The sequence below is a fragment of the Mesorhizobium koreense genome, assembly GCF_031656215.1.
Taxonomy (GTDB): Bacteria; Pseudomonadota; Alphaproteobacteria; order Rhizobiales; family Rhizobiaceae; genus Mesorhizobium_L; species Mesorhizobium_L koreense.
This window is the reverse complement of sequence record NZ_CP134228.1, coordinates 3,565,083-3,577,318: the sequence shown is the minus strand read 5'-3', so window position 1 is coordinate 3,577,318 and position 12,236 is coordinate 3,565,083. Positions and strand designations below refer to the sequence as shown.

The window sequence follows — 12,236 nt, the reverse complement described above, 5'->3', positions numbered from 1 at the left end:
TGATCAATTTCGTTGTCGATTCAACCGGGCGGCTTGCACTCAGCGCTGTGAAGAGCGGGTATGATGCGATTCCCTGGTCGCGAGGCGGCATACTGCCGTCTATATGAAACCAAAGGAGCTATCTTTCGGCAATGCGCTTTCCTGATTCCTTCCTCGACGAGATACGCGACCGCGTGCCGATTTCGGCCGTGATCGGGCAGCGCGTCGCCTGGGAACGGAAGAAGACCAATGCCTCCAAGGGCGACTGGTGGGCCTGCTGCCCGTTCCACGGCGAGAAGACGCCGAGTTTCCATTGCGAGGACAGGAAGGGCCGTTACCACTGCTTCGGTTGCGGCGTGTCCGGGGACCATTTCCGCTTTCTCACCGAGCTTGACGGGATGAGCTTCCCGGAAGCCGTCGAGCGCATCGCCGAAATGGCCGGCGTGCCGATGCCGGCGCGCGACCCGGAGGCGGAAAAGCGCGAGGAACAGCGCGCCAGCCTTTATGATGTGATGGAATTGGCGACGAAATTCTTCGAGGAGAAGCTGCAGGCGGCGGAAGGCGCGCGGGCGCGAGCCTATCTGCGCGAGCGCGGCTTGACACTGGCCACGCAGCGGGAATTCCGTCTTGGCTACGCACCGGAAAGCCGCAACGCGCTGAAGGAGTTCCTGGCCGGGAAGGGGGTGGCGAAGGAACAGATCGAAGCCTGTGGCCTTGTCCGTCACGGGCCGGACATCCCCGTCTCCTATGACTGGTTCCGCGACCGGGTGATGTTCCCGATCCCCAATTCCAAGGGGCGCATCATCGCTTTCGGCGGCCGTGCGCTTTCGCCGGACCAGCCGGCCAAATACATGAACTCGCCCGATACGGAACTCTTCCACAAGGGCAACGTGCTCTACAATTTCGCCCGCGCGCGGAAGGCGCAGGGCAGGGACGGCACGGTCATCGCCGTCGAGGGCTACATGGACGTCATCGCGCTGTCGCAGGCCGGCTTCGGCAACGCGGTAGCGCCGCTCGGCACGGCGCTCACCGAGAACCAGGTGGAGCTCCTGTGGCGCATGACGGGCGAGCCGGTGCTCTGCTTCGACGGGGACCAGGCGGGCTTGAGGGCGGCCTGGCGGGCGGCGGACCTGATCCTTCCCGCTATCCAGCCCGGCCGCACGGCGCGCTTCGCGCTCCTGCCGGAAGGGCAGGATCCCGACGACCTGGTGCGTGCCTCGGGGCCGGAAGCCTTCCGCAAGGTGCTGGAGGAGGCGCTGCCGCTCGCCGATCTTTTGTGGACGCGCGAAACGCAGGGCGGCGTGTTCGACACGCCTGAGCGGCGCGCGGAACTGGAAAAGCGCCTGCGCGACCTGACCGGCCGCATCCGCGACGAGGCGGTTCGCCGTCATTACAACCAGGCCATGCGCGAGCGGGCCTACGAGTTCTTCGCGCCCGCCGACAGGCGCGGCAAGTGGAGGCAAGGAGGTGGCGAGCGCAAGGGTTTTCGCCGCGAAACGGTGCACGAAACGCCGGGGCTGGCGCGCTGGCGGCAGTCCCGGCCGGCCGACGCGCCGCTGAAGCGCGAGCGACTGATCGTGGCGCTGGCCGCCAACCATCCCGAGTTGCTCGACGAGTTCCACGATGTGTTCGAGCGTCTGGCGCTCAGCGGGCCGGAGGAGCAGCGGCTGCGCGCGGCCGTTCTGCACTTTCTGGGCGAAGCGACAGAGGCGGACAAGGCGGAATTGAGGGCACATATCCTCGCCAGTGATCTCGGCGATTATTTCGGGCGCATCGAGTATGAACTGGTGGCGCTCGGCGACTGGCAGGTGAAGCCCGACGCCGATATTCTCGATGTACGCGACGCCTTCCTCAACATCCTCGACCTGCACAATGAATTCGGCCTCCGCAACGGCAATGTCGAGAATATGCAGGAACTCTGGCTGCGGCTGATCGAGGAGGGCGACGAGGAGACTGCCGAGCGACTGATGCGCGCGCAGACGGCCGAAACCGCTGGACGCCACCCGCCGCAGGCAGGTGACGAGAACACCGGCCGGGCGAGCGGGCGCAAGGCGCGGAACTGACATTCGCCATGCCGTACTTTATCGAAACGGCGCGTTTCGTCGCGCTTGCGCATCTTGCAGCCGGCAAAAGGCACGCCATATAAGCCCAAAATGCCGCTTCAGGGCGGATTTGCGGTGGTTTGGCTCATGGATGGCTTCGAAACGCGTTTCGGGGCTCAATTGATTCGCTTTTTTTAAGCGAATCATGTCAGAGCCGCTTGACCTTCCGCCTTAATGACGGAATCAGGACGATTCGGTTCGGTGCGCTTCATTATCCAATTGAGGAGCGCTTGGGCAACAGCGGGCGATATGCCCGAAAGGATGGCTGCTTTGGACGGGAAGGGGACCCGCCCTATCTATCCGGATCAATCGGTTCCTGAACCGGCGGCGCCGAAGCGCTGAAACGGTAAAAAAACACTTTGCGCCCTACCATGGGTGAGACGGGCGCACAGGCCGAACGGCCCTTGGAGATACAAAGCATGGCAACAAAGGAAAAGGAAGAGGTCGAAACCGAACGCGAGGCGGCAACCGATGGCCCCCTGCTCGACCTTTCCGACGATGCAGTCAAGAAGATGATCAAGGCTGCCAAGAAGCGCGGCTATGTCACGATGGACGAACTGAATTCCGTGCTGCCTTCCGAAGAGGTCACGTCCGAGCAGATCGAGGACACGATGGCGATGCTCTCCGACATGGGCATCAATGTCGTCGAGGACGACGAGGCCGCCGAAGAGCCTGAGGCCGACGCCTCCGAAAGCGAGGAAGACGCCAAGGAGATCGCCGAGCAGAACGGCACCGCGGTCGCCGCCACCCCGGCGAAGAAAGAGCCCACCGACCGCACGGACGATCCGGTCCGGATGTATCTGCGCGAGATGGGCTCGGTCGAACTTCTTTCACGCGAGGGCGAGATCGCCATCGCCAAGCGCATCGAGGCCGGTCGCGAGACCATGATCGCGGGCCTTTGCGAAAGCCCACTGACCTTCCAGGCCATCATCATCTGGCGCGACGAATTGAACGAGGCGAAGATCCTGCTGCGCGAGATCATCGATCTCGAGGCGACCTATGCCGGCCCGGAGGCCAAGCAGGCGCCGGTCGTCGTGCGCCCGGACGAGGCCAACGGCAAGCCGCAGGAAGAGGAGACGCGCAACGGCCGTCGCCCGATGAGCCGGGACGACGACGACATCACCAATGTCGGCGGCGAAACCCGCACCGAGGAAGACGACGAGGAAGAGGACGAGGCCAATCTGTCGCTGGCCGCCATGGAAGCGGAACTGCGCCCGCAGGTCATGGAGACGCTGGACGTCATCGCCGACACCTACAAACGGCTGCGCAAACTGCAGGACCAGCAGGTCGAGAACCGTCTCGCCGCCGCCGGAACGCTGTCGCCAAGCCAGGAGCGCCGCTACAAGGAGTTGAAGGACCAACTTATCAAGGCGGTGAAGTCGCTGTCGCTCAACAATGCCCGCATCGAGGCGCTGGTCGAGCAGCTTTACGACATCAACAAGCGCCTCGTGCAGAACGAAGGCAAGCTCCTGCGGCTGGCCGAAAGCTACGGCGTGCGCCGCGACAATTTCCTCGAAGTCTATCAGGGCTCGGAACTCGATCCCAACTGGATGAAATCGGTCTCCAACCTGTCCGCTCGCGGCTGGAAGGAATTCACCAAGGGTGAAAAGGAGAAGATCCGCGACATCCGCTCCGAGATCCAGAACCTCGCCACCGAAACCGGCATCTCGATCGCGGAGTTCCGCAAGATCGTCAACCAGGTGCAGAAGGGCGAGCGCGAGGCGGCGATCGCCAAGAAGGAGATGGTCGAGGCCAATTTGCGTCTCGTCATTTCCATCGCCAAGAAATACACGAACCGCGGCCTGCAATTCCTTGATCTCATTCAGGAAGGCAATATCGGCCTCATGAAGGCCGTGGACAAATTCGAATATCGCCGCGGCTACAAGTTCTCCACCTACGCGACGTGGTGGATCCGGCAGGCGATCACCCGCTCGATCGCCGACCAGGCGCGCACCATCCGCATCCCGGTTCATATGATCGAGACGATCAACAAGATCGTCCGCACCTCGCGCCAGATGCTCCACGAGATCGGCCGCGAGCCGACGCCGGAGGAACTCGCCGAAAAGCTCGCCATGCCGCTGGAAAAGGTGCGCAAGGTGCTGAAGATCGCCAAGGAGCCGATCAGTCTCGAAACGCCGGTCGGCGACGAGGAAGATTCGCATCTCGGCGATTTCATCGAGGACAAGGGCGCGGTGCTGCCGATCGACGCCGCCATCCAGGCCAATCTGCGCGAGACGACGACGCGGGTGCTGGCCTCGCTTACGCCGCGCGAGGAGCGTGTGCTCCGGATGCGCTTCGGTATCGGTATGAACACCGACCACACGCTGGAGGAAGTCGGCCAGCAATTCTCGGTGACGCGCGAGCGCATCCGCCAGATCGAAGCCAAGGCGCTGAGGAAGCTCAAGCACCCGAGCCGTTCGAGGAAGCTCAGGAGCTTCCTGGACAGCTGAGGCATATAGGCATCGCACCAATGAAAGTCCGGCTTCGGCCGGATTTTTCTTGTGCATGCCGATTGTCCGCTACCGATGCTGAACAAGGCGCAGAGCGAGCTACGCCTATAGGCTGACTCGCGCTTCCAGATCCGCCGTGGAATTCGGGCCTCGCGAGGTTCATACTGAGAGAGGGGCTATTGCCCGGCGCCGCACAAAGCGGTTCCTTCCGCGTCACGGCGCCGGAGGGAGGTGACGCATGACCACATACATCATGCTTCTGAACTGGACCGACCTTGGCATCAAAAACGTGCGCGACTCGCCGCAGCGACTGGATACAGCCAAGAAGCAACTCGCCGAGATGGGTGGCGCCTTCAAGGAGTTCTACCTGACCATGGGAGATTACGACATGGTGGCGGTGTGCGAGGCGCCTGACGACGCCGTGGCGGCGCGTTTCGCGTTGCAGATCGGCATGGCCGGGAATGTCCGCTCGCGCACGCTGAAGGCATTCCCCGAGAGTGCATATCGTGAGGTCATCGCCTCGCTCGGGTAAGCGCGGCAGCGACGCGTTGAACACCTGATTCAACGCGTCGCCCGATTCCATTGATCTGGCCGTGATTCTGGCGTTTGCACGGCGAGCGCCTCATGTTTCACTTCGCATTCGCCGGAAAGGCGGGCAGGGAATCCGCATGGGTGGGCGCGCCGTGGTGGCTTCGGTATGCGGTCACGCCTGGTCACGACCGGTGCCAGCAGCTTTTTCAGAGCGTGGTTTATTGTTCTGCCGTCTCTTTCGCCGCCGTGGCGCTTTCCGATTTGCCTGACCGTTCGGCTTCGCGTGCGGCCTCGTCGCGGCGAATGCGCTCGCCCGCCACGAGCACGACAGGCGCGGTGCATGCGGCAAGGACCGCGCCCGCGGTTTCACCGAAAAACAGATCGTCGCCTGAGCGCTGCGATACGCCCATGATCACCAGCGCTGCGCCTTTCGCCGCCTCGCGGTTGATGGCGTCGGCCGGCGCGCCCTGGGCGCGCATCGCCGTTTCGATGGCCACGCCGTAGCGCTCCGCGAGATCGGCGATGTCCTTCAGCGCGGCTTCTTCGCGCCGGTGGGAGAGGGAAGCGCGGCTGCCGGCTCCGCGAGCCCGCGGCGACACGTAAAGCGCCCTGACGCGGGCCCGCTGCGGGCGGGCGATCGCGAGCGCCACATCGGCGGCGCGGCGTGCCGTTTCGGTGCCGTTGACCGGCACCAGAATGGTGGCGCCGGGGGCCAGAACGGGTGCTTTCTCCCTGTCGCCGCCCTTGACGACTACGCAGAGCGGACCGTCGAAGCCGCGCGTGACGTCGTTCACCTTGCGCGTGAACGCGCCTTTTTGCGTCAGCGAGCGGCCGATCCCGACAAGAAGCAGGTCGTAGCCCTTCCTAGCCTCTTCCGCGACGCTCTTCCCGGGCTCGCCCGAGGCGGTGCGCGCGGTAAGCCGTACCTTATCGACAGAGGTCTGTTCGGCTTTTTCCACGGCGCTGGCGCTGGCTCGCGCACCCTTCTTCAACGCGGCGAGGTGCTTTTCCTCGGCTTTCGATCTAGTCTCCTCTTCGCTGTCCTTTTCCAGTCTCAGCACCGTCGTCGGCATACCGCTCGACCCTCCGATCAGCCCGCCCAGATAGGCGGTGAACCGGCCGTTGGCGCTGTCGTCGACCGCCAGAAGCAGGCGCTCCAGTCGCGAGACGAAGCCGCGTTCGTCGAGCGCCTCGCGGTCGACGCGTTCCTTTTCCTTTTCGCCCATGGGCAGGCGCCTCAGCGCCCAGCGCAGCATCGGCGGCATGGCGAGCGTCGTCAGCACTGCCATGGTCACGATCATGGTGAAGAGGTTGTGCGAGAGGATGTTCATGGACAGGCCGATCGAGGCGACGATGACCTCGGTCGAGCCGCGCGCATTCATGGCGCAGCCGACGGCGGTGGCCTCCTTGCGATGCATACCGGCGAGTTCGCCGCCGATGAAAGCACCGCCGAACTTTCCGACGCTGGCGATCAGCACGAGGCCGACCGTCAGGAGCGCAAGCGTCGGATCGGCCAGAACGGTAAGATCGGCCTCGAGACCGGCCATGCCGAAGAAGACAGGCATGAAGAGCGCGGTGATGATGCCGCGCAACTGCGCTTCGATATGGTCGGAGAGGATCGGGGATTCCCCGACGAGAATGCCCGCGACGAAGGCTCCGAGCACGGTATGCACGCCGATTAGGTTGGTAGTGAGCGCCATCAGCCCCATGATGATGAGAATGACCGTGATGACGGCGAATTCGCTGCGGAACGTGTCGTTCGTCCAGCGGATGAGCTCGAAGACGATACGGCGGCCTATGGTAAAGCTGAAGATCATGAAGGCGGCGACCTCGATGACGGTCAGCGCCAGCGGCATCAACTGCAGGCTGCCATTGGTGGCGATGCCGAAGGTCACGGCCATGATGAGCCAGCCCACCGTGTCCTCGATGATCGCGGAGGAGACAATGATCTGACCGAGATCGCGGCGCATGAAGCCCATCTCGCGGATGATGATGGCCACGATCTTCACCGAGGAGATGGAAAGCGCCGTGCCGAGGAAAAGACCGGCGACGATGCGTTCGGACGGTTCCGGAAGCAGCGATTCCGGCAGGAATTGCGCCAGCGCGAAGCCGCACACGAACGGAACCGCGATGCCGGCCGCGGAGATCGAGAAACAGGCGGCGCCAACGCGGCGCACCAGCCTGAGATCGGTTTCCATGCCGGTAAGCAGCAGGAGAAGCAGGATGCCGAGCTGCGAGACCGCCTCGATCATGCTTTTCTGCTCGGGATCGGAAGGGAAGATCATGTGCTGGGCGGATGGCCACAGCCAGCCGAACAGCGAGGGGCCGAGCAGGATGCCGCCGATCAACTGGCCCATGACCGCCGGCTGGCCGATGCGTTCCAGCAATTCGCCGAGACCGCGCCCGACGACGAGCAGAAGTACGATCTCTGCGACGAAAATACCTTCGCCGGAACCGCCCATGCCGGCCGGCCCGGCCGATCCGGCGGCGAGCGCGGGCATCGCCGCCGCGACGAGCATCAGGCAGAAGGCAAGAAGGAGATTGAAGCGTTGCCGCGCATGAGTGCCTGGATTCATGTGATCCCGCCCGGTCGAAGAATACACACGCGAAACGCACGGAGGGCTGTTCCGTTGCGCGGACTGGTGTGCACTATCGCGCGTTTCCGGGCACGGTGGTTGAACCGGAGCATAGGTCGCATCATCATGGCGGGCAGGATAATGATCGGAAGCAACGTTTTCCATGCCCCAGAGGATCCTTGAAATCCCGACCTCCGGACAAGGGCTCTACGAGTTCACGGATCGTGCCGAACGGTTTGTGGCGGAAAGCGCCGCCGGAACCGGATTGCTGACGGTCTTCGTTCGGCACACTTCCTGCTCGCTCCTGGTTCAGGAGAACGCCGACCCGGATGTCCAGCGCGACCTGCAGGCGTTCTTCCGCCGGCTGGTGCCGCCGGCCGACGATCCGGCGATGGCTTATCTCGTCCACCGCGCCGAAGGCCCGGACGACATGCCGGCGCATATCAAGGCGGCGCTGACGGCCGTATCGCTCTCGATACCGATCATGGACGGGCGGTTGGCGCTCGGCACCTGGCAGGGCATTTATCTCTTCGAACACCGCACACAGCCGCATCGCCGGCAGGTCGTGCTCCATATCCATTGACGGGCGATGGCATCGCCCGTCGGCGGCGTCTATACTGATCTTCAGTGTCACGAAAGCCGCTTCGCTTGCGAAGTTCAGTCCAGCCGAAGGGAACGAGGGTCATGTCATTTCTGAAGAAGCTTTTCGGCGGCGGCTCGACGGACACCGGCGGGGAAGCGCAACCGGTCGCCGGCAAGGAAATCGAGCACAAGGGCTTCACCATCCGCGCCACGCCCTTCAAGGCCGAGGGCCAGTACCAGTGCTGCGGCCTCGTCATCAAGGAGATCGACGGCGTCGTGAGGGAACACAAATTCATCCGCGCCGACCGTTTTGCATCGATCGACGACGCGGCCGACATCGCGCTGCGCAAGGGACAGCAGCTTGTCGACGAACAGGGCGAGCACATCTTCGGGTGAAAATTCCGTGGGGCCGGCCTGACGGAATTTTCAACCTTCTGCGCGACCCACTGATCGTGCCGTTGCGTCAGGCGGCAATCACCTCGACAAGTTCGATGTCGAAGACGAGATCGCGGCCGGCGAGGGGATGGTTGGCGTCCACCGTCACCGAACTATCGTCGAGATCGACGACGGTCAGGTTGACCGGCTGGCCGTCCGGCGTGTTCGCCTGGAGCCTCGTGCCGACATCGACCGCCACATCTTCGGGAATGGCGGTGCGCGGGATTGCCTGCACGCGCGCGTCGTCATGCGGGCCATAGGCTTCTTCCGCAGGCACCGTTACCGTCTGCTTCTCGCCGACTTCCATGTTGGAGACGTTATGCTCGATGCCGGGGATGATCTGGCCGGCGCCGAACTTGAATTCCAGCGGCTCGCGCCCTGCCGAACTGTCGAACTCGGTGCCGTCGGTCAATCTTCCAGTGTAGTGGATGCGCACGACATCCCCGTTCTTTATCTCGGTCATGTCCGGATCCCTGTCCTTGTGCTTGAAGATCGTGGCGCGGGCATCGCCCTACGCCGGCGAAACGAGCGGCGCGGCGGGCCGCTCTCGCCTCAACGTAGGGTCGGGAGGGGCGATGTAAAGGCGACGGCCGGTCTTTTCGGACCAGCTATATGCCTTCAACGCGTGGCCGAAATCCGGTTCTGGTAGACCATCAGATTGGTGAAGGCGGCGCCTAGCAGCGGCAGGTCGAGTCCAGCCTTCCTGCCGCGCGCCAGAAGATCGCCGACGATCTGCTCCGCCTCTACCGCGTTCCCGGCCTGAAGGTCGCGATACATGGAGGAGGTCAAGGGCGAGCCCTTCGCGGTCAGCGTGGTCCTTGCGGTGTCGAGGAAGGCTTCGCTCGGTTCGACGCCGGCGGCGCGCGTGACCGATACGGCCTCGCCGAGAAGCCGCAGCGCGAGGTGGGTGCCGCCGGGCGCCGCCTCGATTTCGCCGATCGAACCTCGCGCCAGCGCGTTTGAGCTGCCGAGCGTGGCGAGCAGGATCCATTTCTCCCACATCCGCCGCCTGATGTGGCGCGACAGGCGCGTGCCGAAAGCGCCTGTCTTCATGAAGGCGTCGAGCGCCTCGATCCTCGGCGTGACCGAGCCGTCGAGTTCGCCATAGGTAATCTCCTGCAACCGGTTGTGCTGGACGATGCGGCCCTTCTCGTCGATGGAAGCGAATATATGACAGGTGCAGCCGACAAGCGTGCCGGCTCCGAAGCGCTCCGCCAGCACGTCCATGTGCCGCATGCCGTTCAGGAAGGGCATGATCATGGTGCCCTTGCCGACAGCGGCGGCGAAATCCTTCATCGCCGCGTCGAGCGAGTAGGCTTTCACGGTCAGGAGCACCACGTCGTACGGACCGTCGATCTCGGTGGCGGTGATAAGCTTCGGCTTCAGTGATGCGTTGCCGAAGGGGCTGACGATGTCGAGCCCGTCGGCCTGTAGACGTGCCTTTCGCGCGGCTCGCACCAGAAAGGTCACGTCGCGTCCGGCCTCGATAAGGCGGCCGCCGAAATAGCCGCCGGTCGAACCGGCCCCGACGACGAGCATGCGCATATTGGTCTCCTGCGTGGTATCGGCGGCGCGACGACCGCTTTAGTGCGCCATGAACACCGGGATTTCGGCGTTCTCCAATATATGGCGCGTGGCGCCGCCGAAGATGATCTGGCGCAGCCGGCTCTGCGTGAAGGCGCCCTTGACGAGCAGGTCGCATTCGAGCGCGGCTGCTTCTTCCAGGATCGTTTCGCCCGCCGTCCGCTTGCCGGGCGTGATGGTGACGGCGCGCGCCTTGATGCCGCGCGCGCCGAGATAATCGGCCAGTTCCTGCCCGTCCGGACCGGGCACGCCCGACCCTTCCACCGTGAGCACCGTGATATTGCGCGCGGCCTCCAGAACGGGGAGCGCGAGCGCCACGCAGCGCGCCGTCTCCGTACTGCGGTTCCAGGCGATCACCACGTTGGAGCCGATCGACGCGGGCGCGACTGGTGGCGCGATCAGAACCGGGCGGCCGCTGTCGAAGAGCGCCGCATCCATGGTGAGCAGGCGTGGGCCCGAAACGCGCTGTTCTGGCCGGCCGGCCACGGTGATGTCGAAGACGCGCCCGAGATAGCCGACCATGTGGTCGCCCGGCGCGACGCTGTCGCGCCAGTCCCAGGCGATCTTGTGTTCGGTCATGAACTTCTCGAACAGATTGCGCGAGGCGGCCGCGCTCTGTTCCGTCTGCTCGGTCAGCGGCTCGTAGAGGATGGAGGCGCCGACGACATCGGCGGCGAGAAAGGGCGTCGTCGCCGGCGACAAGGCGAAGCCGGTGACGTGGCTACTAAAAAGCCGCGCGAACAGGGCCGCGGTCGACAGGATGGCTTCCATCCGGTCGTGGTCTTCAACAGGAACCAGAATTGATTTCATGTCGGTTATCCCCGGTTGGCCTTCGGTCGTATGCCCGATGCCGCTATTTTGCGACAGGGAGGATAAGCCTGTACAGAGCAGACGTGATAATTTCTCGATGGGTGGCGCGACATCATCGCACCGTCATCCCGGGACCCGTTCCGTAACGGAGCGGCAGCGCGGTGGCCTCCTTCCACTTCGTCATCCTTGGCCAAGCCCGAGCGAAGCGAAGGGTGCGAGCCAAGAATCCATGCCGGAGCATCGCGGGCATAGCCGGCGGTTAGCGGCACGCGCTTTGTTCTGCGCCTCTGCCGCGTTGCTGTCTTTTCCCCGGCATGGATCCTCGGTCGCATTCCGCTTCGCTCCACTTGCCCGAGGATGACGAAGGTGGAGAGGCCACCGAAACGTGGATAGATTGGCGGACGCCACTTTTCCATCCCGTTGCTTTCCGGCATTCCGAGATTTTTCTCGCTCATCTTTCTCCACGCCCTTCGAGACTCCCCCATAATTGCCGTCACCGCCTTCATGGGAACACGGGTCATGAACCGGATGAGCGTGGGGGGCGGCGGTGCCGGGCCGGTGGCGTTACGGTAACGCCGCTGGGTGATGAACCCCCAGGCCCGGGCCTCGATCCGGCCGGCGGCGGGAATGCCGCCCAAGGATGAGGCAAGAACGCCGGCGGGCGCGGCTGTGCTGCGCCAGTACATTTGATTGAGAGGCAAGGCCCCGCGCCCGCTTCCCGATCGAACAATGGCCAGACGGTGGAAACTGGGCGTGGCGAGGATGAAGCGTGTGCGATGAGAAAGCCGGATAGTACACTGCCCCTTCGCACCCCTCTCTGTCCTGCCGGACATCTCCCCTTCAAGGGGGGAGATCGGCTGTCATTGCGGCCTTCGCCAAATCTCCGAAGTTGCAGAAAGAGAGCAGGCATTCCGGTTGTCTGATCTCCCCCCTTGAAGGGGAGATGTCCGGCAGGACAGAGGGGGGTGCGAAGGGGCACAGGACTGGAAAGGATGTTCACGATAACAATGAGTTTCAGGCAAACGCGCACACCCAACAACGCGCGACCGGGCGTCGCAGCCCATGCCGCCCCCCTTGGCGGACCAGCCGCGAAGCGACGGTACGGGCGCGAGCGAAAGGGCATCCGGCATCTTGCATCGGCAAGGGATGCGGTTTACCCCCTGACCGCCTTCGTCAAGGATCGATCC

General features: G+C 63.9%; 9 protein-coding genes. 5 read left to right on the top strand and 4 right to left on the bottom strand.

From position 1 onward, the window contains the following. The first annotated feature begins 131 nt into the window (after nucleotides 1–131). The 3 genes from dnaG to RBH77_RS17005 all read left to right on the top strand — a co-directional run bounded on the left by dnaG (nucleotide 132) and on the right by RBH77_RS17005 (nucleotide 5,063). Nucleotides 132–2,042 (top strand): DNA primase, encoded by a 1,911-nt coding sequence (gene dnaG / locus RBH77_RS17015; RefSeq protein ID WP_311028769.1) that lies wholly within the window; start codon nucleotides 132–134, stop codon nucleotides 2,040–2,042. Between the two features lie 458 nt (nucleotides 2,043–2,500). After that, nucleotides 2,501–4,531, top strand: coding sequence for an RNA polymerase sigma factor RpoD (gene rpoD, locus RBH77_RS17010; RefSeq protein ID WP_311028768.1), 2,031 nt, complete (start codon nucleotides 2,501–2,503; stop codon nucleotides 4,529–4,531). Nucleotides 4,532–4,769: 238 nt separating this feature from the next. After that, entirely contained in the window at nucleotides 4,770–5,063 is a 294-nt protein-coding gene (locus RBH77_RS17005; RefSeq protein WP_311028767.1) for a GYD domain-containing protein, read from the top strand. A 217-nt stretch (nucleotides 5,064–5,280) separates the two neighbouring features. Here the strand turns inward: RBH77_RS17005 and RBH77_RS17000 are convergent, their stop codons facing one another. Beyond that, entirely contained in the window at nucleotides 5,281–7,638 is a 2,358-nt protein-coding gene (locus RBH77_RS17000) for a cation:proton antiporter domain-containing protein (protein ID WP_311028766.1), read from the bottom strand. 163 nt (nucleotides 7,639–7,801) lie between these two features. Between RBH77_RS17000 and RBH77_RS16995 the strand changes: the two genes are divergently transcribed. Both RBH77_RS16995 and RBH77_RS16990 read left to right on the top strand, forming a co-directional pair. After that, nucleotides 7,802–8,221 carry a secondary thiamine-phosphate synthase enzyme YjbQ gene (locus RBH77_RS16995; RefSeq protein ID WP_311028765.1) on the top strand — a complete coding sequence of 140 codons (420 nt, stop codon included), beginning with the start codon at nucleotides 7,802–7,804 and terminating at the stop codon, nucleotides 8,219–8,221. A 101-nt stretch (nucleotides 8,222–8,322) separates the two neighbouring features. Continuing rightward, entirely contained in the window at nucleotides 8,323–8,616 is a 294-nt protein-coding gene (locus tag RBH77_RS16990; RefSeq protein WP_311028764.1) for an HlyU family transcriptional regulator, read from the top strand. A 67-nt stretch (nucleotides 8,617–8,683) separates the two neighbouring features. Here RBH77_RS16990 and RBH77_RS16985 read toward each other — a convergent pair whose 3' ends face one another. From RBH77_RS16985 to RBH77_RS16975, 3 genes are all read right to left on the bottom strand, one after another. Continuing rightward, on the bottom strand, nucleotides 8,684–9,118 hold the full coding sequence (locus RBH77_RS16985; protein ID WP_311028763.1) for an FKBP-type peptidyl-prolyl cis-trans isomerase: 435 nt from the start codon (nucleotides 9,116–9,118) through the stop codon (nucleotides 8,684–8,686). Between the two features lie 155 nt (nucleotides 9,119–9,273). After that, on the bottom strand, nucleotides 9,274–10,200 hold the full coding sequence (locus RBH77_RS16980) for a ketopantoate reductase family protein (protein WP_311028762.1): 927 nt from the start codon (nucleotides 10,198–10,200) through the stop codon (nucleotides 9,274–9,276). A gap of 39 nt (nucleotides 10,201–10,239) precedes the next feature. Then, on the bottom strand, nucleotides 10,240–11,049 hold the full coding sequence (locus RBH77_RS16975) for a universal stress protein (protein ID WP_311028761.1): 810 nt from the start codon (nucleotides 11,047–11,049) through the stop codon (nucleotides 10,240–10,242). Nucleotides 11,050–12,236 lie beyond the last annotated feature (1,187 nt).